Raw genomic sequence first — 23,170 nt, forward strand, 5'->3', positions numbered from 1 at the left:
TCACACAAGCTATTACGGTGGTAAAGAGAAAAATAATGAAACAAGAAATTGAAAGGTACCAAAAAACACACTAATACATTGTTTAGTGTGTTTTTTGCATCGTTTCTTTTATCTCTATATGAATCGGATCCACCCGGTCAAGCAAGAAAGAAGAAGGGTCAGGTCCATATAAGAAAAGTCGATGCATCGGTCTTGTCATTCCTACATAAATCAACTTTATATCCAGTTCTTTCTCCGAATAAGGTTCCTCGATAGATACCATTAAAACAGCATCAAACTCGAGTCCCTTTGACAAGTATGCGGGTACAATTGAAATTTGGCCTTTGACCATATCTTCCTGCTCATTCAGGAGTTGAAATGACAAATTGCTTTTTTCCATCACCTTTTTTATCTTGCTGCAATCACTTGCCGTTCGACCAATTATCGCGATGGAGTGTAGGTCCACTTCAACTAAGGCTCGAATATCTCTTTCAATCAGGCTTGCCAACTCTTCCTGGTCAGATGGATTAATCTGGTGGAACACTGGTTTGGGCCCTCTCCTTACTACCGGTTCAACCTGGGGAAGATCTTCATCCATGATAGCCAGAATATCATTCGCAAGCTCCATTATTTCAACAGTGGTACGATAGCTTTTTTGAAGCGTTAAATAATTCGCTTCCGGAAAGATCTGCTCTGTCAGTGGCTCCCAGCTTCTTGTTCCCCGATACGCGTGGATTCCCTGAGCCAAGTCCCCGACGATCGTAAAGAGATTTGTATCAAACCCTTCTTTTAATGCCGCAAATTGAAAATAGCTATAATCCTGGGCTTCATCAATAAAAACACTTTTCATCTTATGCTTTTCATCTAAACCCATTAGCTTTGACTTTAAATAAAAAAGCGGGGCAAGGTCTTCAAGTTCATATGCTTTCTTTCCAAAAATACTTCTCGAATAATTCACGAGCTGGTTGACTTCCTCTTCCGATAAACCATCTGCATAAGTAGCCAATAATTCCTCGGAAGTCATCAATTTTTGATATAAAGTGTAGATATCCTTTTTCTCGAAGTAATTCATATACGTTTTGACAGCATTCTTAATTGATGATTGAAGCTGCTCGCTTCTTTTTTCTTTTCCATCCATCAAAGAGACGACCTTCTGCCGCCTTTTATCATTATCTTTTATGCCGTATATCGCTTTCTCCAGTGCTTCTTCATACCTTTCCTGGAACCTTGTAAGAATCTGAACCTTTTTTACTTTTACATGGTTGGTTAAGAGCTGCTTTATTTTATCCACCCGGCTATAAACAGGCAGATACCGATATTCCTTAAGAAACAGTCTTTTTAGTTTTGTAGCCTTCATCAATCGGTATTTTTCGACAAAGAAATCCTCAGTTGGGGCCAGTTTCTTTTCTATATCACTTATATAAGCATCAAGTACATCTTTAAATTCCAGTGAACCTTTGAATGTTGATATTCTGCTTATCAGTTCATCTTTTGCCTTTCCCTCCACTAATGCAAGCAGCTTTTTTTCAGGGGGAATGACCTTAATTTTCTTACCTAGAGCAGATCGAATATAATCCATAAAAGTAGTCTGGTTGATTTTTCCTACACCTAATTCAGGAAGCACGTCAGATATATAGTCAATGAAAAGTCTATTTGGCGCTAAAATCATTAGCTTTTCGGGTCTGAATCGCTCACCGAATGTGTATAGAAAATATGAGATGCGGTGAAGGGCAATGGTTGTTTTACCGCTGCCGGCTGCTCCCTGGACAATAATCGGATGCTGAAGGGACGCACGAATGACTTCGTTTTGTTCCTTTTGGATTGTCGTCACGATTTCAGTTAGCCTGTTGTCTGCTTTCCCTGACAGTGATTTCTGCAGCAACTCATCATGCGTAGTCAGGTCTATATCGTGGAAATCCTTCAGCTTCCCTTCCTGGATCTCATACTGCCTCTTTAAGGAAAGATAGCCATCCCGCTGTTCGCCATTCACTTCATAGCTGACTTCACCCAATCGACCATCGTAATAAACATTTGCAATTGGCGATCTCCAGTCCACGATGATTGGCATCTGGTTTTCTCTATCGTATAAAGATGTTTTACCAATATACAGGACTTCTTCGACCTCATCATCCTGTTTTTTAAAATTGATTCTTGAGAAATAGGGCTTGTTCAATACGCTTTCTAATCGCTCTAACTCATTTTCTGCCAACTCCAGGAACTTGGCATTCGTTAAAATATTGATATAACTTAAACTGCTGTCGAGGTAATCCAGGTCTTCAAATGCCTGTTTAATGTTTTCTGTAAAAGATTGTTTATTTTCTTTGGACGCTTCAAGGATTGTTCTGATATATAGTTTCGTAAACTCGAGACGTTCTACCTCTTTCTGATAATCAGCATGCTTCAGAATTGAGGCTTTGCTTTTTTCAGACATTTGCGGCTCATGACCTCCATTCGAAAACATTATTTTTATTGGTGATGTTTTGTTGTTACTGAAGAGAAAGAAGAAAATTGAGGTGTAAAGGGGTTTTAAAAACAACTCGACTATAACATAGTCAGGAATTAGCTGGCAAATAAAAAAAGAGCGCATAAAGCGCCCTTACATGTTTATTTCACGATCATTACTGGACAATTTGCCCTTTTGGCTACCTTATGGCTAACACTTCCGAGCATCAGTTCTTGCAGTCCATTAAGCCCTCTGCTCCCGATGACAACCAAATCAAATTTGTTTTTATTTGTGTAATCGACCATAGCAGGACCTGGCTCTCCATGAAGGATTTTGATTTCAAAGTTAACACCTGATTCCTTGGCTTTCTGCTCAATGTCTTTTAAACGCTCTTTCCTTTTGTCATTGATATCCGAGGAGTTCCAATTGCTTAGGACATCAGACTTTGAGCTGTCACCATCCACGACATAAACGATTTCAATTTTTGAATCTCCCTGGCAATTCGCAATCATGATGGCATGGTCAGCTGCACGCTTGGAGTGTTCAGATCCGTCAGCTGCTAAAAGAATTTTTTGATACATTCCTATCACCTCTTTATTAATGTGAACCCAGTTTATTGGCCAGCTTCTCAGCCAATTCTGAGCTTTCCTGATTCATTCCGGTTACAAGTATCTTCTTTCCGTTTTCCTTAAACTTGTTCACAATTTTATCGATTGCTGCTACCGCAGAATCATCCCATAGATGTGATTTGCTCAAATTCACTTCTACAAACTCTACATCCTCTTTATAATCAAACTTCTTAATGAGTTCTGTCACTGAGGCAAAGAAAAGTTCACCGCGAACCTTATAAATTCGGGTGTTTTTTTCAAGGGAGCTTTTCACTTCTACTTGCGAAATCTTTGATACAAAGAATATCGCGCTTAAAAGGATTCCTGTAAAAACACCAATAGCTAAATTATGGGTGAAAACTACAGTCAATACTGTTACTACCATAACAATCGCATCCGTTTTTGGCAATAGATGGATAGTTTTTATTGAATTCCAGTCAAAAGTGCTGATGGCAACCATGATCATTACTCCTGCAAGCGCCGCCATCGGAATCTGTGCCACAATATCTCCTAACAGGACAATCAAGAGTATCAATACCACCCCTGATACCAAAGAGGATAGTCTTTCACGCCCACCTGACTTTATATTTATGACAGATTGGCCAATCATAGCACACCCAGCCATCCCACCAAAAAATCCTGTGACGATATTGGCAATCCCCTGTCCTCTGCTCTCTGTGTCTTTATTACTTTCAGAATCAGTCATATCATCTACGATGGTCGCAGTCAACAATGACTCTAACAGGCCAACTAAAGCTAATGCTAGTGAGTAGGGAAATATGATTATTAACGTATCAATTGATAAAGGGATATCAGGAAACAAGAAAACAGGCAAAGTTTTAGTTAAAGACCCCATATCCCCGACTGTCCTGACATCAATCCCTATTATAATGACGATTGCAGTTACAATCACAATAGCGACCAGCGTCGAGGGGATTGCCTTAGTTATGTAAGGTAACAGGTAGATGATTAACAACGTTAACCCTGCTAACATATACACCATTAATGGAGCATCCACAAAATTATCAAGCTGAGACATAAAAATCAAAATTGCAAGTGCATTTACGAATCCCACCATGACAGAACGGGGAATAAATTTCATATATCTCGAAAGTTTAAATACACCAAATAATATTTGTAGAACTCCTGTTAAAATCGTTGCGGCTAGTAAGTATTGAAGACCATGATCTGCTACAAGGTTAATAAAAAGTAACGCCATTGCCCCTGTAGCACCTGAAATCATCCCAGGTCTGCCTCCTACAAATGCAATGACCACGGCAATGGTAAAGGACGCGTACAATCCTACCATTGGATCAACACCGGCAATGATTGAGAATGCAATTGCCTCTGGTATTAGCGCAATCGCGACAACAATTCCAGAAAGGACATCTCCTTTTATATTTCCAAACCAAGAATTCATATAGCTCCTATTTTCCATTTTGGCCCTCCTTTTTTATTGATATTTTGTGTACTTAGCCAAAAACAATGTGAACAATGAAAAACCAATTTTTACTGCATTTACTCTTTCACTCAAAATGAACATATTAAACCCCAAAATAAAAAACCCAAGCTCGTCTGATAGACTATCTTGGGTTTAGCTTTATTCTAGTGACCGGAAAGTTTTGCTCCCGGCTTTTTGTGAACTGCCATTTTATCAACTAAGTTCATACTTGCTTCATTTAAGCCAACTAAGCGAACGACCACGCCTGTTGCCCTTAGTTTCAAGACAATCTTATCAATTGCTGCTACTGCTGAGTCATCCCAAACATGAGAATGGGTGAAATCAATCTCAACCTCTTTGACATCTTCATTGAAATTAACCGCATCCATTAGTTCATCAACAGAAGCAAAGAAAACCTGGCCTTTCACTGTATAGATTTTCTTTTCACCTTCCATCATAGTATCAACACGGACTTTTGATATCTTGGCTACAAAGAAGATGGCACTTAGGATGATTCCTGCAAATACCCCTTTTGAAAGGTCATGCGTGGCAACCACAGTAATAACCGTTACAACCATTACAATTGAATCGGTAATTGGAGCTTTTGTGACACCTTTTATCGAACTCCAATCAAACGTACCGATAGAGACCATGATCATGACACCAACTAAAGCTGCCATAGGGATTTGAATAACAATTTTGCTCAGAACAATAATCATGAACAACAAGACAACACCGGCTACTAAAGAAGAAAGCCTTCCTTTTCCTCCGGACTTCACATTGATAACTGATTGACCGATCATCGCACAACCTGCCATCCCTCCAAAGAATCCAGTTATGATGTTGGCAATTCCCTGGCCGCGGCTTTCCTTGTTCTTATCACTTGCTGTATCAGTCATGTCATCAACAATTGAAGCTGTAAGCAGAGATTCAAGAATGCCAACTATTGCAAGAGCTAAAGCGTATGGAAATATAATGCTCAATGTTTCCATATTAAAAGGAACGTTCGGGATAAAGAATGATGGCAATGCAGCAGTCAATTCTCCCATGTCACCCACTGCCTTCACATCACTTTTTGTGAAAATGGCTATGACAGTAATAATGATAATAGCAACTAGCGGAGATGGGATTGATTTATTAATCCGCGGAAAAAGATAAATAATGGCCAATGTACCAGCTACAAGAGCATACATTTCCCACCCGGCACCTGTGAATTGCTCTAGCTGAGCCATAAAAATAAGGATTGCAAGGGCATTTACAAATCCGATCATCACCGAGCGTGGGATAAACTTCATAAATCTGGCCAATTTAAATACACCAAAAAGGATTTGAAGGACACCTGTTAAGATTGTGGCAGCAAACAAATACTGTAACCCGTGATCGGCTACTAAAGTGACCATCAATAACGCCATTGCTCCTGTTGCACCAGAAATCATTCCAGGTCTGCCACCAATGAATGCGATCACTACTGCGATGCTAAAAGAAGCATACAAACCTACCATTGGATCAACGCCAGCAATTATTGAAAATGCAATCGCTTCGGGAATCAATGCTAGGGCTACGACTATACCCGCAAGTATGTCTCCCTTAAGATTTCCGAACCACTGCTGTTTAATTGTATTAATGTTCAAAAAAACACTCCTTTATAATTTAATTTTTTGTTGACTTTGAACTCTCATCAAAGTCTGGGCCGTTGAAAACAAGGTAATATTACCACATCTGAAGAAAGTGGCAACCCGACATGTAAGCGGTTATTTACCTTTTTCTCTCTCGAATTCGTCAATTTTCGTGTTTTTACTATGGTGATAGTGAAATTTTTCATTTTCATTATTCCTTTTTCGAAACAGGTAAGTGCTAAAACTACAAACCCTTTGAAATCTTTGTTATACTGGGAGTGTTCGTCGGTATAATCAAATAAGCAAGGAGGAATGAAGGAGAGAACAAACTTGTTAGAATATACTGGGGAGAGAGTCATCCCCGACCTTATGAAACCAGCCAATGCTTTGTTGCTTGAACACTTAGCACGTTATCAATTTAGTTCCTACCACCTCCGTGGAAGGGTACTTGATATCGCTTGTGGTTCTGGCTATGGTTCGCAGATGCTCGCCAAGCTTGGCAAGAAACGGATCAATGAATTAATCGCAGTTGATTTCGATCCCGTAACAATTGAATATGCTCATAAACGATATAACCATCCTCTGGTTAAATATCGTTGTGAAGATGCAACAGATCCCCTGCTTCCCCAAAAATTAGGCATGTTTGATGCCATCATTTCCTTTGAAACATTAGAACATTTAGAAGAAGAACGGCAATTTCTGGCCAATCTTTATAACATGTTAAAACCCGGTGGGACATTGGTCCTGTCCACACCTTTCGGAAAAGGAAGAGGAAAACCATGTGGTTCGCCATTCCATGTTCATCAGTTGACCGTTGACGAATTTAATGAGTTATTTCCGGAATACAAAGGAGTAAAGATGTACTACCAAAAGGGCGTATTAATCGAGCCACCCTACCCGGGCGTTAAATATCCGCTTGGAGTCGCGGTTTGTACCAAATAGAATTTTTTTAAAAAACTCTACTGAGTACTTGTATAAAGGTAACAAGTTCCTTTTGAAAATTACAAAATGATACCGTAAGTAAGGTAGTAAACCATTATAATGCAAAATTAACCCATTTATATGGGGGTGATTAAACTGGAAGAAATCCTTATTAAGTGTTTATCATCTGAAGATCTGCGGATTATCGTCCCAATAGAGGTTCAGATATATTCACTTCATTTCGCCAAACATAAACAACAATCCAGGTTGGTGAAAATTAGTCATCTGGACGAAAACACTGAAAACAAAATTATCTCTTGCTTATTCGATAAATTACCTACAGACGAACATGTACGCCGAATATTTAATCAATTAAATATCATTTCTCAGGAACTGGAATTCCAATATAAATAGCTATAGGAAGGAGGAGTTTATGGCTATTAAACTGATATGTGAAGAATGTAAAGGCGATGGTAAGGTTCCTTTCATACAGCTTCTTGGTTTAAAGAAAAGATGCAAGAACTGCCAAGGAGAGGGTAAGAAAATTCAACGTATTATTAGATATTAACTTTGTTCCGTACAACATTATCTTCTTAAAGGGGTTCTGCTTTTGGTTAAAGCTGAAGATTTAATACTCTATAACAATTCAACCTACAAGGTTTTATATGTGTACCCAACAGGTTATTGTGAGATCAAAAAAACTGACTCTGCCATAGTAGAATTTATTCATAGAAAAGACCTTAAAGCTTGTCCTTTGATTCTTGAGTCACAAGATTCTCCAGGAGGTGATTCACTTTGAATAAAGAATGCCCTCGTTGTTCCGGAAAAGGTTATTTATTAGTTAAATTTCCGAATGAAAAAGAAGCTTGCTTCCACTGCCAAGGGAGCGGCATTAAAAATTCCACTCCTAATAGGAATTGAACATGCCAAGAACTCGGTTTCATAGAATTTTAAGGAGGGGCATCATGAAAGAACAGTTAATTAGAGGAGTCAGTATGCATACCGCTGGAGATTCCTTGTTATACTATATCCACTTTGACCATAAGACTTTAGAAGTTACCGAGAATGAATTCGATAAAGCTATGACTGATTTGAAGGTGAGCAAACGCCCTCTTACGATAATAGATCGTAACTAATGCTTCGCTGTAGCTAAGGTTTAGACAATCAATAACCACCTTTGCTAAGATTGGCTTTGGAGGTTATTTACCAATGAAATCACAAACAACTTCAACACCACTTCAAACACCTTTCTATTATGGATGGATGATTGTCTTTATCGGGGCATTGGGCGTATTTTTTTCCGGTCCTGGCCAGACATACTCCATTTCGGTATTTATCGACCACTATATCGCTGACTTCGGGTGGTCAAGGTCTCAAGTATCCGGCATTTATTCCGCGGCTACACTAGCAGCTGGATTAAGCATGTTCTTTGTAGGCAGATATATAGATCTATATGGTCAAAGAAAAATGTCTGTCATCATTGGAATTGCCCTAGCCCTTGCTTGTTTTTGGAACAGTCTTGTCTCAAATTTCATCATGTTATTCATTGGCTTTTTCTTTCTAAGGCTATTGGGTCAGGGATCTATGACCTTAATTCCCAATACCCTCGTTCCTCAATGGTTTATTGAAAAACGAGGTAAAGCACTTAGTCTAATGGCTATTGGTGGATTTACAAGTTCCGCTGCTTTCCCACCTCTAAACACATGGTTAGTCTCCAATTGGGGCTGGAGTTTCTCATGGAAGCTTTGGGGAATATTACTGTTATTTATTTTTGTACCCCTAGCATTCTTTTTAATTCGCAATAAACCAGAAGATGTTGGAATGCTTCCAGACGGTGAGGATCATAAAAAGCAAACTCCTTCTGTTGGAGAACAACCAAAGAAGATATTAGAGATTAATTGGACTCTGCAGGAAGCAAAGAAAACAAGTGCTTTTTGGCTTTTGCTCGTATGTGTTAGTATCCCAGCACTTGTGAATACAGGACTAACATTTTCACTTGATATCAATCTTTAAACAAAATGGACTTTCATCGGGCACCGCTGCAATAGTTTTGAGCCTCATGGCAATTGTAGGATTCCCTATTTCATTAGCTGCCGGATACATTTTAGACCGCGTAAAAGTGAACTATATTTTAGCAGGAATCTTTGCAGGTGAAATTATATTTGTCGTTCTGCTTCTTTTTGTAAAGTCTTACCTCCTCGCCATCATTTTTGGCGTACTGTGGGGGATTAGTGGGGGATTCGAAAGAATTGCCTTAATTTACGTCTGGCCAAGTTACTTTGGAAGATTAGCTCTTGGAAGTATAAAAGGAAGCGCAATGACAGTCATGGTACTTGGGTCAGCATTAGGACCACTCCCTTTCGGATTCGCCTATGACCTGTTTGGGGGATACGAGTAAATATTATTGCTAACCACCATCTTTCCTGTAATGGGAATAGCCTGTTCACTGCTTGCGAAGAAGCCGGTGAAAGAACAAGGCTAATTATAGTAAATATTTAAAGGCTTGATAATTTTCTCAAGCTTTTAAGTATTATCCTTTTGAATATTTTACCAATCCATATTAGCTTCACGATCATAAATATATGATTCTTTTTCTAAAAAGTACTCTAAATTTTCATCTGAAGTAACTGCCCATTTTAGCTCTGAAACATACTCCGCATCAAACCTTATCTCCGGTATAGACTCTACAATTTTAATAGCCCTGTTCCATTCGGATTGATATAGGAATTCTTCAAACCTATCAATAATTTCGCACATTTCTTTATACTTTACACCTTTAATTAATAAAAATGAGAATACTTCATCCGGTTGAGATGGTACCTCAACTGGAATAGCGCCTACCCCTTTAATATGAGCAATTAAAGATCCGTTCCCTTTTTCAAAACCTCCGTGAGCGTGTTTATTTCGTATCTCTTTCAAATTTTTTAGTGCTTCATAGTATTTTAACAATTTACGATTATTTTCTAATTCAAATATTTTTTTAAATTTATCACTCCAATTGGAATTGATTATATTAGGTATTGGTTCTGTTTTATAATCTATTTTTGTAAAAGGTAAAAGCAGTATTAACAGATGTTCTTGGAAACTAAAATACGCATCAAGCATTGCTTGTGTATTAAAAATTATTTCTTTTTCAAGATTAACTTTGCGATTTAACCCATAAGCAATGCTTCCTACAGGATAATCTTCGTTATTTTCAATTTCGTCGTGAATTTTTTTTACGGTTCTTCTAAAATACAAATATCTTTGTCTAAGTAAACCAGTTTGATTCTCAATAGTTATTTCCCCATTATCTATCGCTTCATTAATTAAAGGCCGTAAAAGGCTTTCTGCAATTTTACTTGCGCTATTTAACTTTTTGAATAGATCTTTTAGTAAGTCCTCTTCAACATTTGAAATACCTAAATTCAATCCAAATTTCTTCATTGAGAAAACACCATAAATATTTTTATATTTAAAAGGTATTTCATATAATATCTTTTCCATAGGTTTATATGTATGATTAAACTCTAAAAGTTGGACAAAAATAGCATAAATCATATAAGGTTCAATATAATTTACATCTAATTGTTTTACCTTTAAAGTATATAAATCCTTACAATATACTTCTTCTAGCTTTATACTTTCAATGTCTCTAGTACACATGATTAGGTTTTTAAATTTTTTTTGTTGCTCTTTCATTATTCTTTCTTTTATATTCATATTAACGTAATTCTCCTGTTTTTACCTTGACTATCCTCTGAAGTCAAACACCAAAGAATATCTGCTAATATCCTATCTAGTTCACAGCAAATATTTAGATAGATCCAATTTTCTCTACTATATTCAAAATAATCAAAGTAATAATTTTTCATAAAATGTGCAGCATACTCTTCTAATTTTTTTTGTAATCCGAGAAAATCTCCATGAGCTATTTTATTACGAATTTGTCGAATTATTTTTGCAAACAACTTCTTTTTTTCATTATTTTCAAATCTATCTGACTCTATAAACAAGGCAAATATATCATCGAATTTATTTGGGTCAGTAAAATCTTCTTTTCCTATAACCATTTCAATTAATGAATAATTTTTAAAAAGATGATACGCATTATAATTGCTATCATCTGCTATAGCGGTCAGAATATAATCTAACATATAAAAATATTCTTCCTTCTCAATAAATAAATCTATTCTTCTACCAAAGTCTATAAGGCTATCTATTTTTCTTCGGTTAAAAGAAATTGGATCCATATTAATATCGATATTCATTTCAGAATATAGCGTTCTGAATACATTAGTCTGTTCAAATAAGCTATTACCTGATGAATACATACAGGTTAATGGAATCCAATTCCTTTTATTACCTCCATTCCCGAGAAAAAATTCATATAAATTAATCCACTTCTCTGCAAACTCTATTTCGCAAGTAGGGCTATCTATATAAGGGTTCTTATTTTGAAGCATTGAATTTTCAAAGTCCTCAACAATTATACAAGTCAACTTATTTGCAATTTCTTCCAAATAATTCCCACTTCTTTGACCTAATATTCCTGAGAAATTTTTATGTTCAACGATATTTTTAGCATTGTATGCTTTTACATTTGTAAGGTCGGTGTATTTCTTAATATCATATTCCCTATGATGGATTTCTTCCTCCATTGTTTCTATTAATTCTTCTTGCCAATCATAAGAAAGATTAGATAAAGTGATTCCTAATTTTTTGGAAATCACAATTGGTTCTATTTCGGCGAAAATATTAACCACGATCATTGTTTATCTCCTCTATCCTAATTGAAATTGACTAATTTGGTTACGTTACCTCCAGCGATCAGAAGCTAGAAAAAGTATTTCCTTAAAATTATAACTAACGTTTCCCTTTAGTAAAATTATGGAATGCTTCTATTTTAACTATATCGGAAATCTTACGAATCGTAAATTTTTATAAGTGTTTAATCATGAATCATAAGTTTTAAGAACCACTATTATCCACTTGTTAGCCCGTTCGTTACTAAACTCCGTAAATATAAAAAAGCTTGTAGATCAGTCTAATTTTCTAGACTATCTACAAGCTCTACAATTAATCCAAAAACAAAAGATTTTTGGTTACTGATGTTGAACTAGTTAATTCTCTAATCTTCAAATAAAATATTTAAGTCCATTTTAATAACTTGCCTTAAAGATTTTAATGTTTGATAAGAAGGATAACATTTATCTTTTTCTATATCACTTAAGGTTCCTTGAGAAATTCCTAATAAGTTTGCAAACTCAGCTTGTGTATAAAAATTTTCTTTTCTAATCGTTTTTATACGCTCACCAATTGATACCATATTATTAACTCCTCACAAGGAACCTTTTAAGACATAATGAAGATTACCGACTATTTTTTTCGATTACCAACATTAATTACGAATTACCGACTATTTTTTTCGATTACCGACTATTTTTTTCACAAACAGCTGACTGGGTTCCAACACATTTATTTATTCAACCGTAACTGATTTAGCCAGGTTACGTGGTTTATCGACGTCACAGTCGCGGTGCAGTGCTGCGTAGTATGAGATCAACTGCAGCGGGATTACTGAGATAAGAGGTGTTAATAGGCTGTGCACTTCTGGGATGACGAAGCGGTCTTCGTCTGTTTCCAGTCCGTTCATGGAAATGATGCACGGGTTTGCTCCGCGGGCAACGACTTCTTTGACGTTTCCACGGATGCTCAGGTTGACGAATTCTTGTGTTGCAAGGGCGATGACTGGTGTGCCTTCTTCAATCAAAGCAATTGTTCCGTGCTTCAGTTCTCCCCCAGCAAAGCCTTCAGCCTGGATGTACGAAATTTCCTTCAGCTTCAACGCGCCTTCAAGGCCCACGTAGAAGTCGATTCCGCGTCCGATGAAGAATGCGTTTCTTGTAACAGTCAGGTATTCGCGCGCGATGCTTTCGAATTCTTCTTTGTCATCGCAAAGAGCTTCCATCGCTGACGCCACGATTCCCAGTTCCTGTACAAGGTCGAAGTTAACTTCGTGGCCAATTCCGCGAGCTGTTACTTCTGCTAAAATTGCCAGGACAGCAAGCTGAGCTGTATATGCCTTTGTTGAAGCGACCGCGATTTCAGGACCAGCGTGAAGAAGAAGAGTGTAGTCTGCTTCACGGGAAAGAGTTGAACCAGCAACATTCGTAATCGTCAAAGCCTTGTAGCCCATTTCCTTCACTTGAACAAGAACCTGTCGGCTGTCCGCAGTTTCTCCGCTCTGTGAAATGAAGATGAATAATGGCTTCTCAGATAGAAGTGGCATATTGTAGCCGAATTCACTTGAGATATGAACTTCAACAGGAATCTTCGCCAATTTTTCGATGAACTGCTTGCCGACAAGACCTGCATGATATGAAGTACCAGCAGCGATAATGTAGATGCGGTCTGCTTCCTTCATCGCAGAAACGATGTCAGAGTCGATTTCAAGGGCGCCTTCGCCATCCTGATAGTTTTGGATGATTTTGCGCATCACTAGCGGCTGCTCGTCGATTTCTTTGAGCATGTAGTGTGGATATGTTCCCTTTTCAATATCGCTTGCATCAAGTTCTGCTGTGTAAGGAGCACGTGAAACCACTTCTCCTTCAAGGTTCTTGATTGTCACTTCTTCCTTAGTAACAATCACCATTTCTTTATCCATCAGTTCAACATACTGGTTAGTTACCTGGATCATTGCCATTGCGTCACTGGCAACAACATTGAAGCCATCGCCAAGGCCGACAAGAAGCGGGCTCTTGTTTTTCGCCACAAAAATCGTGTCTTCGTTTTGCTCGTCTATCAGGGCAAGTGCATAGGAACCATGTAAAATTGTCAGCGTCTTTCGGAAGGCTTCTTCCAGGCTCAGACCTTCGTTTACGAACAGTTCGATTAACTGGACGATAATTTCAGTGTCTGTTTCACTTTTCAATTCGACATTCTGCAAGTACTCGCGCTTTAATAGATCGTAGTTCTCGATAACGCCATTGTGGACAAGAGTCAGTCTGCTAGTTGAGCTCTGGTGAGGGTGAGCGTTCACCTTGCTTGGAGGACCGTGAGTCGCCCAACGAGTATGGCCGATACCTGCGTTAGCCATCACATCATTGTCCACTGCATTGCGCAGGTCGGCAATGCGTCCTTTTTCCTTAAAAACATGAACTCCCTTTTCGTTCATGACTGCGATCCCCGCAGAGTCATACCCTCTATACTCAAGCTTTTCCAGACCTCTTAATAAAATCTCTTTCGAGTCATTATTTCCGATATATCCAACGATTCCACACATAACTTCTATTCCTCCTGTACGACAGGGGACAAGAAGCCTCTTAAATAGGGGCAGCTTGCCCCCTTATCTCATATAATTGGTTTGAGGTCAGACTTCGTAAATCCAATCCTCTTTAGTTTTAGCATCCCCATCTTTTTGTGCATTAAGTTGCCCTAATGTTTTGAAGATGGAATTCGCGGCTGTGCTTTCAGCCGGGAGGCATCCGCCGAAACTTCGATAAACCTCCACCTCGTCAACTAATCCACATTTTCGGTCAAGGATTAGTCCTGGCGCTTTAGTTTTCCATTGATTTACCTCTGCCCACCTTTCGATAAAATTTGTTTTTAAGGCTTATGCTGCACAATCCGCCTTATTTGCAAAAACAGGATTATCATACATGATACGTATCTATCCGTCAATAGAAAACAAAGGAAAATAGCCCTCCCGTACAATTACCCTATACCGGCCGACTAAAAACTCCCTTCCTAAATAAATATGCATAAGAGCTCATTTATGTGCCGGAGCCCTTATGCATATGACTGATTCCTATTCTTTTAATCCCATTTCTTCTTCAACAACGACAGCAATTCGTCTTACATATTCTTCGCAAAGCTCTGCTGTGGCTGCTTCTGCCATGACACGCACCAATGGCTCGGTACCTGAAGGACGAACAAGGATACGGCCGTTGCCGTTCATTTCTGCTTCAACTTGTTCGATTACTTCTTTTACCTTCTCGTTATCAGTTACGTGGTGCTTATCCGTCACTCTGATATTCACAAGAACCTGAGGGAATTTCTTCATTTCCCCTGCCAGCTCAGAAAGCGGCTTATTTGTTGCTTTCATGATGTTGGCAAGCTGCAAGCCTGTAAGCAGCCCGTCACCGGTGGTGTTATAATCCAGGAAGATGATATGGCCGGATTGCTCGCCGCCGAGATTATATCCGTTCTTCTTCATTTCTTCCACTACATAACGGTCGCCGACCGCTGTTTGAACACTTTGAACTCCATGTTCCTCAAGGCCTTTGTAAAAACCAAGATTGCTCATCACAGTCGATACCACAGTACCCTGTTTCAGCTGGCCGCGTTCCTTCATGAATTTTCCGCAAATATACATGATCTGGTCGCCATCAACGATGTTTCCTTTTTCATCAATCGCAATCAGGCGGTCGCCATCTCCATCAAAAGCAAGGCCTAAATCTGCTCCCTTTTCCTTTACGAATTCAGCAAGGGCTTCCGGATGTGTCGATCCGACACCATCATTAATATTCAAGCCATTAGGCGATGCGCCCATTGTGGAAGTATCAGCATCAAGGTCAGCAAACAAATGCGTAGCCAATGATGAGGTTGCCCCATGTGCGCAGTCAAGCGCGATATGCAGACCTGTGAACTCTTCATCTACAGATTGCTTTAGATACTGAAGGTACTTTTGGCCGCCTTCAAAGTAATCATTTACCTGTCCAAGGTTAGCACCTACAGGACGAGGCAGCTCATCTTTGTCCATATCCATCAATTGTTCGATTTCATTCTCTTGATCATCAGATAGCTTATATCCATCTGGCCCAAAGAATTTAATTCCATTATCCGCTACTGGATTGTGAGAGGCCGAAATCATGACGCCAGCCTGCGCGCCAAGGGCCTTCGTTAAATAGGCCACTCCTGGAGTTGAGATAACGCCGAGCCTCATGACTTCCGCTCCGATTGATAATAGACCGGCTACCAGCGCTCCTTCAAGCATATGTCCGGAAATACGTGTGTCCCTTCCGATCAACACCTTAGGGCGATCATGCTCCTTTGTAAGGACATAGCCTCCGAAGCGGCCAAGCTTGAAAGCTAATTCTGGCGTTAATTCGCTGTTCGCAACACCACGTACTCCGTCTGTACCGAAATATTTACCCATTCTTAGAATCTCTCCTTGTATGAAAAATTGCAGTCATTACGCATCTTTTTTCGCAACCGATATACTGGCCGTTTCTTTAGCCAGTTTCCACGTTATATTTTGAGGTGCTGTCACCTTCATCTCGACTTCATGATTCCCTTCCTCAAGCTCCGACACATCGATCAAGACTTTAAAATCATCGGGTGACAGAGCCGAAACAATATCACTCGGTCCAGAAACGATCAAATTTGTCTGGCCGTCTGCGGGATCAAGGAAATTGACTTCATAGCCTGCATCCATCCCATCAATTTCAATTGGAACATTAGAAATGTTTATCTCGGAAGCCTTTGTGACTTTTACGGCCACTTTTACCGTTTCAGGCGAAACCCGGACAATTCCTTCGCCAATAATGACTGGAAGGGTGATATCCGTATCCTCCTCAATCTTGCTCACATCCACTTCGACCCTGACACGATCAAATTTCTCAAGAACGCTTGGGTCAGCTATGATCTCAGCTTCCTTCGTTTCCAAAGTGATTGAATCGATTGTTACCCCGCTTGGAGGAGTTCCTTTCCGGACAATATCAATTGGTACCTTTTTGCTTGAGCTTTTAATCGGGATCGTTACCTCGACAACGCCAGGTTCGACAACAACATCAAGTTTATTCATATCTTTATCCAGAGCAAGAATACTTGCTTCTCGTGTGATGGTGTCTGATACCTTTCCCGAAGAATTGACAGTTGCTTTCACATAAGTGATTCTGTCGATAACATCCTTTGCACCTGTTATTTGGACTTTATTAGGTTTTACCGACGGCTTTTCAGCTATATAACCTTCCTCCACTATATTCGCGTTGAATTCCGCCTCCACACTGAATTCCTTCGTAACCTTCTCCTGGATTGACACATTTGCATACCCAGGTTCGATGGTAACGGTCAGGCGGTCTGAGACATCTTTAATCGTGATCGGGACCCGCTGATTGCCGATTTCGGCATCTGTTAAATCAACGAACACCTCGAAATTCCTCAGTGTCTTCGCCTGCTGCACAAGATTTTTCGGTCCTTGAAGCGTTACGGAAACTGTTTCAGGAACCCCGGATACTACCAAAGTATCGGTATCATAAATCCTTTTTACCGGCACGTCTTCAACCGTCTCTACCTTTTCATCTGATGGTACATTCACATCGCCAGGCTTATCTGGATCGTTTTTAGGTACAGATCCAAACAGCAAGACAGCAAGAACCAGAGCAACGACTTTTATGAACCAGGGATTATCCATCCATTTATCCATTTTTCTTCCCCCTCCAATTCCAGCGGGTAGAAGCTGCCTGCTTGATTCTTGATGGCGAAACCAGCTCGGCTGTAAGCAGTTCCCTTAGCGTATCCCCGCTCAAGTCCCTGTAAAGTTCGCCATTTCGGGTAACCGATACATTCCCTGTTTCCTCAGATACGACAATCGTGATACTGTCGGTTACTTCACTGATTCCGAGCGCGGCCCTGTGCCTTGTACCCAGTTCCTTCGAAATGAACGGACTTTCCGACAGCGGCAAATAACAAGCAGCCGCGGCAACGATGTTTTTCTGTATCACTACAGCTCCATCATGAAGCGGCGTATTCGGTATAAAAAGATTAATCAACAGTTCAGAAGAGATTTTTGATTGAAGCTGGATGCCTGTCTCTATGTAATCACTCATTCCTGTTTCTCTTTCAATTGAGATCAATGCCCCGATCCGGCGCTTAGCCATATAATCGGTTGCCTTGATAATGGCCTCCACCATCTTCTCTTCGTCTTCCTCTTCCTGCAGACCTGATCTGGAAAAAAGCCGCCCTCTGCCGAGCTGTTCGAGTGCCCGCCGCAATTCGGGCTGGAAGATGATGATAATGGCCAGGAATCCCCAGGTTAGTACTTGTTCCATCATCCAGCTGAGCGTATTCAAGCCGAAGTAATCACTGATAAACTTTACAATCAGGATGACAAAAATCCCTTTTAAAAGCTGGACAGCCTTCGTACCTCGAATAATTGCAATCAGCTTGTAAATGACGAACCAAACCAGGAGAATGTCAACAATATTAGCTAGATATTCTAAAAAATCGAAATCCGCAAACGACATTGCACTTCCTCCAGTAGTTTAGTAAGGCTCCTTCAGATGTCTATGAAACTGCCCTGAAGGTTCATCAGCCTTTTTAAAAGGCTTCTTTCGTAACTTTGTTGTTAACTATAGAAAAGTAAAAAATCGGCTTCAGGGTTTTCGAGTGCACAGCCAGTTAAGGAGCAGCAAGAAAGGTCTCCGAAGCCTTTCGAAATGCGGTGTAAAAATCATACAATGCAAAATCGCCCTTTGTAAAAAATACAAAAGAGGACCAATCTGTTTCAGCTATAAACAAAGGTAACTTTTTTATTATACCATAAGCTTTGTTCAAATTATAATGATGTCCACTGCAGTGCACTTGTCTGCTGACCCCAACCAATCCTTGCAAAAAGGGGCCTTAAAAAACAGCCATTCCTATTGGAATGACTGTTCCTTTTCGTCGTTCTCAAAAAGATCTGCCGTATTTTTAGCTGTCTTCTTAATATGGTACCAGATCCACTCGAACACTTCATTGACCTCTGTTATTTCACCAGTGACATTGCCTGCTGAAGCCATGTATTTCTCACCGTTAATCACTGTGACATTACCCTGGACCTCGCCTTCAATTTTCACCTTGCCATTCCTGACAACGACATCACCCTTGACGACTTCCCCTTCAGGCACGATTACTGTATCATTTTCAACAATCAGATTAGGCTGCTTCGATACGGAAAACTGGTGTTCTTCATTCCAAGTCGAAAAAACGCTGCCAGTCATTAACGCCAGGAAAAGCGAGGCAGCTGTTAACAATGGATGGCTCCTGAACCAACGTTGGATTTCCGTCTTTTTCTTTTCCTTCGGCAGGCCGGCCATCACTTTTGAAGTAAAATCATCTGGTGCCTGGATATGGGAGGTGCTCTGTACAAGAGCGATTGATTTATTCAGCTCCCTGAAGTATTCCTGGCAATCTGAACAGCTTTGCAGATGCTCTCTTAATATCTTTTCATGTTCTTCGGAGATTTCTTCATCTAAATATTCATGCATATATTCGATAATTTGTTCGGAACATTTCATATTCTTTCACCTCACCTTATACGTGTCGCAACTGCTGCCTTAAGGCTTCTCTTCCTCGATGGATCCTCGTCTTCACGGTGCCAAGCGGCAAATCCAGAATTTCACTGATCTCATTCAGGCTGAGTTCTTCAATATACTTTAATACGATTACAGACCGATATTTATCGGGTAGTTTTGAAATTTCCTTTTGGATGGTATCCTGCAATTCGATACTTTCTACTTCATCCTCTGGTAAGGGTGTTTCAGATGGAACCTGGGAATACATCGTCAAGCCTTCTGTTCCAGGTACCTCCGCATCAAGGAAATAATCTGGTTTCTTTTTGCGGATCCGGTCAATACATAGGTTAGTAGCTATTCTATACAGCCATGTAGAAAACTTCAAGTTTTGATTGAAGCTGTTAATATTGATATATGCACGGATAAAAGCCTCCTGTGCAATATCTTCTGCCTCGTGCCGATTCCCGAGCATACGGTAGCAAAGTTGGAATACCTTGTCCTTGTATACCTCAACAATCTCTCCATAGGCATTCTGGTCTCCCTTGAGTACTTGCTTTATTCTGTGTTTTACGATTGTCTCCATTAGTTTACCTCCGCGCTTCATGCGGCTAATCGATATACGAATCGATTCCGTAAAAGGTTTCGTTTTTTTTATAAAAACTTTATTTATGTATGTAATTGACAAAATCATCTACTAACTGACTTATTTTGCGAAAAAAGCTAAAAAACACGCTAAGTCAATATTAACAAATTTTTACCAGTTTGGTTTAAAAAGTTTTTTTCAGGGGTATAAATGAACTATCTTTCTGTGAAAGCGAGGAAGTAATCAATGTGTGCAGAAACATTGCTGAAGGATATTGAAAATTGCCGTAAAGAAATGGTTGAACTAGCTGCAAAAACCTCGCTGTCAAATCAACGGGTTGTAGACATCAGCACTAAACTCGACCATTTACTAAATAAATATTATCACTTATCTTCAAAAAAGAAATTCCTATATTAATAATAAGAGAGCAGCAGCCACCTGGCCGCTGCTCCTATTTTTTTCACTAATATGACCCTATTCCCAAACTATATCGGCATTACAAAAGTTTTTCACCAAATAAAGACCCCATCAATGCCACTGCCGCGACAGCTGTCTTGTTCTTTTCATCAAGGATTGGGTTGACTTCGACAAATTCAGCTGATGTGATGATTTTTGATTCAGCCAGCATCTCCATAGCCAGGTGGCTTTCACGATAGCTGATGCCTCCGGTTACCGGCGTACCGACACCCGGTGCATCTGTTGGATCCAGCCCATCCAGATCAAGAGAAAGGTGGACACCATCCGTCTTATCTTTAAGATAGTTGACTGTTTCCTCAATCACCGCAGCCATTCCGAGACGATCGATTTCGTGCATTGTGAATACTTTAATGCCCATTTCCTTAATCAGGTCTTTCTCACCCTCGTCCAGCGCACGCGCTCCGATAATGACAATGTTTTCTGGCTTTACTTTTGGCGCAAACCCGCCTAATTGAGTCAGCATCTCGTGACCCAAACCCAGGCTCGCAGCCAGCGGCATTCCGTGGATATTACCAGACGGAGAAGTTTCCGCTGTATTCAAGTCCCCATGCGCATCATACCAGATGACACCCAGGTTCTTATAATGCTTGGATACACCTGCCAATGTCCCTATCGCAATGCTATGGTCGCCGCCTAACACAAGTGGGAATGATCCTGATTCTATGATCTTGTCTACCTCATCAGCAAGCAAACTATTTTTCTCAGCAACTAATTCCAGGTTGCGAAGATTGCTGTTAGGATCAATCTTTACCTCTGGTCTGCCAACTGCGATATCTCCCAAATCCTCAATCTCATCAAATAACACTCTCAGTCTTTCATTTATTCCAGCATAACGGATTGCACTTGGGCCCATGTCGACTCCCCTTCTCATCTGACCCAAATCCATAGGCATGCCAATAATCGAAAGTTTCTTCATTGTTTTCTCCCCCTTGCTATCTCTCGTCTACTCCTTATTTTAAACGCTTTCAATCGAATGACTCAACTGGACAATTTCATGAATATATATACGGTTTGGAATTGAGTGAATTTATCGATCTTGGGAAAAAATTATCTCGGCTTTGCCTCGAATTGGAAATAGACTTGATGTATGGAGAAAGCAAATGCTGTCGGAGTAATAAAGGATTCTGGACAGCTTTGAGCTCTACTACCTGAAACCTGTCACAATAACCGCTTTTTCTTGACAGCTTTGAGCTTTTCCAACTGAAAGCTGTCATAATAACAGTACTTTCTTGACAGCTTTGGGTTCTTTTCATTCAAACTTGTCTAAACTCTTTTGAATGAAAAATAAAAAAAGCCATAAACCCGGTTGGATTTATGACTAGAAATGGTATTTATGTAGTGTGATGGTGGAGCCTAGCGGGATCGAACCGCTGACCTCCTGCGTGCAAGGCAGGCGCTCTCCCAGCTGAGCTAAGGCCCCATTTGGAGCGGAAGACGGGATTCGAACCCGCGACCCCAACCTTGGCAAGGTTGTATTCTACCACTGAACTACTTCCGCATAATTTTATTATATAAATAAAACCCCTAAAAATAAAGGATTAAGTTTATTCTTAGGGGTCTTAACATGAGTGAGCCATGAAGGACTCGAACCTTCGACCCTCTGATTAAAAGTCAGATGCTCTACCGACTGAGCTAATGGCTCAAAAATGGCTGGGCTAGCTGGATTCGAACCAACGCATGACGGAGTCAAAGTCCGTTGCCTTACCGCTTGGCTATAGCCCAATGAAAAAAATAAAAAGGACATTAGTAGCTTGTCCAATTTTAATATGTATTAAAAATGGTGGAGGGGGACGGATTCGAACCGCCGAACCCTGAGGGAGCGGATTTACAGTCCGCCGCGTTTAGCCACTTCGCTACCCCTCCACATACTAAAACTTCCTAACCAGGTACATGCTCAAAATCCCTTGGGATTTCTCGCATCTTTCCGCTGAAGTTTATTCAGGTAAGTTAGAAAGATGGTGCCGGCAAGAGGACTTGAACCCCCAACCTACTGATTACAAGTCAGTTGCTCTACCAATTGAGCTACACCGGCATTTTAATGTAGATTATTTTCGTTAACGCGAAACTAATGATGTTATTTCGCTAGCCGCGAAATAACTTGGTGGAGGATGACGGGATCGAACCGCCGACCCTCTGCTTGTAAGGCAGATGCTCTCCCAGCTGAGCTAATCCTCCATAATATGTTCGCTGATGCTTTTTTAAAGGATAATTTTTTTCGCCTAGGCGAAAAAAATCTGGTGACCCCTACGGGATTCGAACCCGTGTTACCGCCGTGAAAGGGCGGTGTCTTAACCGCTTGACCAAGGGGCCATATAATAATATTTTCAGAGCTTCCAAGCGGGCTCGAACCGCTGACCTCTTCCTTACCATGGAAGTGCTCTACCTGCTGAGCTATGGAAGCATTTTGCTGCCAGCTCAAATGACTTTCGTCATTTAGAGATAATGGCTCCGCAGGTAGGATTCGAACCTACGACCGCTCGGTTAACAGCCGAGTGCTCTACCACTGAGCTACTGCGGAATAATGGTAATTTTTCATAACTCTTGCAGATGATTCGAATGCCACATCTTAGAAGTTATCTAAAATGATCATGCATTATTGCCCGGCGGCGTCCTACTCTCACAGGGGGAAACCCCCAACTACCATCGGCGCTGAGAAGCTTAACTTCCGTGTTCGGTATGGGAACGGGTGTGACCTTCTCGCCATCGCCACCAGACAATTTTTAAGGACAATATTTATTATACTGCCTTTTATGCATTTTTCAAGAGGTAATTATAGTTATTTTGCTATCGCAAAAAACTTTATTCCCTCAAAACTAGATAATGTTTGTAAGAAGAAAACAAGAAG

Annotated in this window: 19 protein-coding genes, 10 tRNA genes, 1 rRNA gene and 1 pseudogene; 6 read left to right on the forward strand and 25 right to left on the reverse strand. The window is 40.1% G+C overall.

The genetic code is table 11. The features are described from left to right. Positions 1 to 82: 82 nt before the first annotated feature. The 4 genes from helD to J7E35_RS21095 all read right to left on the reverse strand — a co-directional run bounded on the left by helD (position 83) and on the right by J7E35_RS21095 (position 6,102). Positions 83 to 2,410 (reverse strand): RNA polymerase recycling motor HelD, encoded by a 2,328-nt coding sequence (gene helD / locus J7E35_RS21080; RefSeq protein ID WP_214783741.1) that lies wholly within the window; start codon positions 2,408 to 2,410, stop codon positions 83 to 85. Positions 2,411 to 2,583: 173 nt separating this feature from the next. Beyond that, positions 2,584 to 3,003 carry a universal stress protein gene (locus tag J7E35_RS21085; protein WP_214783744.1) on the reverse strand — a complete coding sequence of 140 codons (420 nt, stop codon included), beginning with the start codon at positions 3,001 to 3,003 and terminating at the stop codon, positions 2,584 to 2,586. A gap of 16 nt (positions 3,004 to 3,019) precedes the next feature. Next, entirely contained in the window at positions 3,020 to 4,468 is a 1,449-nt protein-coding gene (locus J7E35_RS21090) for a SulP family inorganic anion transporter (RefSeq protein WP_214783746.1), read from the reverse strand. Positions 4,469 to 4,635: 167 nt separating this feature from the next. Continuing rightward, on the reverse strand, positions 4,636 to 6,102 hold the full coding sequence (locus tag J7E35_RS21095) for a SulP family inorganic anion transporter (RefSeq protein WP_214783749.1): 1,467 nt from the start codon (positions 6,100 to 6,102) through the stop codon (positions 4,636 to 4,638). Positions 6,103 to 6,399: 297 nt separating this feature from the next. On the opposite strand from J7E35_RS21095, the gene J7E35_RS21100 reads away from it, so the two are divergent. The 5 genes and pseudogenes from J7E35_RS21100 (at position 6,400) to J7E35_RS21115 (ending at position 9,490) form a co-directional block, all read left to right on the forward strand. Beyond that, positions 6,400 to 7,029: a class I SAM-dependent methyltransferase gene (locus tag J7E35_RS21100; RefSeq protein WP_214783752.1), complete on the forward strand. Its 630-nt coding sequence runs from the start codon at positions 6,400 to 6,402 to the stop codon at positions 7,027 to 7,029. Positions 7,030 to 7,441: 412 nt separating this feature from the next. After that, the gene (locus J7E35_RS23640; RefSeq protein ID WP_285290829.1) at positions 7,442 to 7,576 is read left to right on the forward strand and encodes a hypothetical protein; all 135 of its coding nucleotides are present in this window, start codon (positions 7,442 to 7,444) and stop codon (positions 7,574 to 7,576) included. 42 nt (positions 7,577 to 7,618) lie between these two features. Beyond that, positions 7,619 to 7,807: a hypothetical protein gene (locus J7E35_RS21105; RefSeq protein WP_214783755.1), complete on the forward strand. Its 189-nt coding sequence runs from the start codon at positions 7,619 to 7,621 to the stop codon at positions 7,805 to 7,807. A 166-nt stretch (positions 7,808 to 7,973) separates the two neighbouring features. Further along, positions 7,974 to 8,144, forward strand: coding sequence for a hypothetical protein (locus J7E35_RS21110; RefSeq protein ID WP_214783758.1), 171 nt, complete (start codon positions 7,974 to 7,976; stop codon positions 8,142 to 8,144). Positions 8,145 to 8,217: 73 nt separating this feature from the next. Continuing rightward, positions 8,218 to 9,490 (forward strand): annotated as a pseudogene (locus tag J7E35_RS21115) (MFS transporter). A 65-nt stretch (positions 9,491 to 9,555) separates the two neighbouring features. Here J7E35_RS21115 and J7E35_RS21120 read toward each other — a convergent pair. From J7E35_RS21120 to sigW, 9 genes are all read right to left on the reverse strand, one after another. Continuing rightward, on the reverse strand, positions 9,556 to 10,710 hold the full coding sequence (locus J7E35_RS21120) for a hypothetical protein (RefSeq protein ID WP_214783761.1): 1,155 nt from the start codon (positions 10,708 to 10,710) through the stop codon (positions 9,556 to 9,558). After that, positions 10,707 to 11,759: a hypothetical protein gene (locus tag J7E35_RS21125; RefSeq protein WP_214783764.1), complete on the reverse strand. Its 1,053-nt coding sequence runs from the start codon at positions 11,757 to 11,759 to the stop codon at positions 10,707 to 10,709. The genes J7E35_RS21120 and J7E35_RS21125 overlap by 4 nt, the downstream gene beginning before the upstream one ends. 359 nt (positions 11,760 to 12,118) lie before the next feature. Beyond that, the gene (locus J7E35_RS21130) at positions 12,119 to 12,316 is read right to left on the reverse strand and encodes a helix-turn-helix domain-containing protein (protein ID WP_214783766.1); all 198 of its coding nucleotides are present in this window, start codon (positions 12,314 to 12,316) and stop codon (positions 12,119 to 12,121) included. Positions 12,317 to 12,469: 153 nt separating this feature from the next. Continuing rightward, on the reverse strand, positions 12,470 to 14,272 hold the full coding sequence (gene glmS, locus J7E35_RS21135) for a glutamine--fructose-6-phosphate transaminase (isomerizing) (RefSeq protein ID WP_214783769.1): 1,803 nt from the start codon (positions 14,270 to 14,272) through the stop codon (positions 12,470 to 12,472). 525 nt (positions 14,273 to 14,797) lie between these two features. Continuing rightward, a complete protein-coding gene (gene glmM / locus J7E35_RS21140; protein WP_214783772.1) occupies positions 14,798 to 16,147 on the reverse strand; it encodes a phosphoglucosamine mutase in 1,350 nt (449 codons plus the stop codon). Positions 16,148 to 16,183: 36 nt separating this feature from the next. Then, a complete protein-coding gene (locus tag J7E35_RS21145; RefSeq protein ID WP_214783775.1) occupies positions 16,184 to 17,416 on the reverse strand; it encodes a CdaR family protein in 1,233 nt (410 codons plus the stop codon). Then, a complete protein-coding gene (gene cdaA / locus J7E35_RS21150; protein ID WP_214783778.1) occupies positions 17,409 to 18,236 on the reverse strand; it encodes a diadenylate cyclase CdaA in 828 nt (275 codons plus the stop codon). The genes J7E35_RS21145 and cdaA overlap by 8 nt, the downstream gene beginning before the upstream one ends. Before the next feature lie 393 nt (positions 18,237 to 18,629). Beyond that, positions 18,630 to 19,268, reverse strand: a complete 639-nt coding sequence (locus J7E35_RS21155) for an anti-sigma factor family protein (protein WP_214783781.1) — start codon at positions 19,266 to 19,268, stop codon at positions 18,630 to 18,632. Between the two features lie 16 nt (positions 19,269 to 19,284). After that, entirely contained in the window at positions 19,285 to 19,848 is a 564-nt protein-coding gene (gene sigW / locus J7E35_RS21160) for an RNA polymerase sigma factor SigW (RefSeq protein ID WP_214740388.1), read from the reverse strand. Between the two features lie 246 nt (positions 19,849 to 20,094). On the opposite strand from sigW, the gene J7E35_RS21165 reads away from it, so the two are divergent. Further along, positions 20,095 to 20,265: an aspartyl-phosphate phosphatase Spo0E family protein gene (locus J7E35_RS21165; RefSeq protein WP_214783784.1), complete on the forward strand. Its 171-nt coding sequence runs from the start codon at positions 20,095 to 20,097 to the stop codon at positions 20,263 to 20,265. 79 nt (positions 20,266 to 20,344) lie between these two features. Here J7E35_RS21165 and rocF read toward each other — a convergent pair whose 3' ends face one another. The 12 genes from rocF to rrf all read right to left on the reverse strand — a co-directional run bounded on the left by rocF (position 20,345) and on the right by rrf (position 23,039). After that, entirely contained in the window at positions 20,345 to 21,241 is an 897-nt protein-coding gene (gene rocF, locus J7E35_RS21170) for an arginase (RefSeq protein WP_214740384.1), read from the reverse strand. Between the two features lie 428 nt (positions 21,242 to 21,669). Further along, a tRNA-Ala gene (locus tag J7E35_RS21175) sits at positions 21,670 to 21,745 on the reverse strand. Positions 21,746 to 21,748: 3 nt separating this feature from the next. Then, positions 21,749 to 21,823: transfer RNA gene (locus J7E35_RS21180), tRNA-Gly, on the reverse strand. 71 nt (positions 21,824 to 21,894) lie between these two features. Further along, positions 21,895 to 21,967, reverse strand: a tRNA-Lys gene (locus J7E35_RS21185). A gap of 5 nt (positions 21,968 to 21,972) precedes the next feature. Continuing rightward, positions 21,973 to 22,047: transfer RNA gene (locus J7E35_RS21190), tRNA-Gln, on the reverse strand. A 56-nt stretch (positions 22,048 to 22,103) separates the two neighbouring features. Continuing rightward, positions 22,104 to 22,188 (reverse strand) — tRNA-Tyr (locus tag J7E35_RS21195). Positions 22,189 to 22,281: 93 nt separating this feature from the next. Next, positions 22,282 to 22,357 (reverse strand) — tRNA-Thr (locus J7E35_RS21200). Positions 22,358 to 22,424: 67 nt separating this feature from the next. Further along, positions 22,425 to 22,500: transfer RNA gene (locus tag J7E35_RS21205), tRNA-Val, on the reverse strand. A 60-nt stretch (positions 22,501 to 22,560) separates the two neighbouring features. Then, a tRNA-Glu gene (locus tag J7E35_RS21210) sits at positions 22,561 to 22,635 on the reverse strand. 18 nt (positions 22,636 to 22,653) lie between these two features. Then, positions 22,654 to 22,726: transfer RNA gene (locus J7E35_RS21215), tRNA-Thr, on the reverse strand. A gap of 42 nt (positions 22,727 to 22,768) precedes the next feature. Then, a tRNA-Asn gene (locus tag J7E35_RS21220) sits at positions 22,769 to 22,843 on the reverse strand. 80 nt (positions 22,844 to 22,923) lie between these two features. Then, positions 22,924 to 23,039, reverse strand: a 5S ribosomal RNA gene (gene rrf / locus J7E35_RS21225). Positions 23,040 to 23,170 lie beyond the last annotated feature (131 nt).

Source organism: Bacillus sp. ISL-45 (genome assembly GCF_018613195.1).
In the GTDB taxonomy this organism is placed as follows: Bacteria; Bacillota; Bacilli; order Bacillales; family Cytobacillaceae; genus Mesobacillus.

Coding starts and splice junctions, on each gene's coding strand:
- J7E35_RS21165 (WP_214783784.1), top strand. CDS start 20,095: ATGTGTGCAGAAACATTGCTGAAGGATATTGAAAATTGCCGTAAAGAA.
- J7E35_RS21125 (WP_214783764.1), bottom strand. CDS start 11,759: ATGATCGTGGTTAATATTTTCGCCGAAATAGAACCAATTGTGATTTCC.
- J7E35_RS21155 (WP_214783781.1), bottom strand. CDS start 19,268: ATGAAATGTTCCGAACAAATTATCGAATATATGCATGAATATTTAGAT.
- J7E35_RS21110 (WP_214783758.1), top strand. CDS start 7,974: ATGAAAGAACAGTTAATTAGAGGAGTCAGTATGCATACCGCTGGAGAT.
- J7E35_RS21130 (WP_214783766.1), bottom strand. CDS start 12,316: ATGGTATCAATTGGTGAGCGTATAAAAACGATTAGAAAAGAAAATTTT.
- cdaA (WP_214783778.1), bottom strand. CDS start 18,236: ATGTCGTTTGCGGATTTCGATTTTTTAGAATATCTAGCTAATATTGTT.
- J7E35_RS21120 (WP_214783761.1), bottom strand. CDS start 10,710: ATGAATATAAAAGAAAGAATAATGAAAGAGCAACAAAAAAAATTTAAA.
- J7E35_RS21145 (WP_214783775.1), bottom strand. CDS start 17,416: ATGGATAAATGGATGGATAATCCCTGGTTCATAAAAGTCGTTGCTCTG.
- J7E35_RS21100 (WP_214783752.1), top strand. CDS start 6,400: ATGAAGGAGAGAACAAACTTGTTAGAATATACTGGGGAGAGAGTCATC.
- sigW (WP_214740388.1), bottom strand. CDS start 19,848: ATGGAGACAATCGTAAAACACAGAATAAAGCAAGTACTCAAGGGAGAC.
- J7E35_RS21090 (WP_214783746.1), bottom strand. CDS start 4,468: ATGGAAAATAGGAGCTATATGAATTCTTGGTTTGGAAATATAAAAGGA.
- J7E35_RS23640 (WP_285290829.1), top strand. CDS start 7,442: ATGGCTATTAAACTGATATGTGAAGAATGTAAAGGCGATGGTAAGGTT.
- glmS (WP_214783769.1), bottom strand. CDS start 14,272: ATGTGTGGAATCGTTGGATATATCGGAAATAATGACTCGAAAGAGATT.
- rocF (WP_214740384.1), bottom strand. CDS start 21,241: ATGAAGAAACTTTCGATTATTGGCATGCCTATGGATTTGGGTCAGATG.
- helD (WP_214783741.1), bottom strand. CDS start 2,410: ATGTCTGAAAAAAGCAAAGCCTCAATTCTGAAGCATGCTGATTATCAG.
- glmM (WP_214783772.1), bottom strand. CDS start 16,147: ATGGGTAAATATTTCGGTACAGACGGAGTACGTGGTGTTGCGAACAGC.
- J7E35_RS21085 (WP_214783744.1), bottom strand. CDS start 3,003: ATGTATCAAAAAATTCTTTTAGCAGCTGACGGATCTGAACACTCCAAG.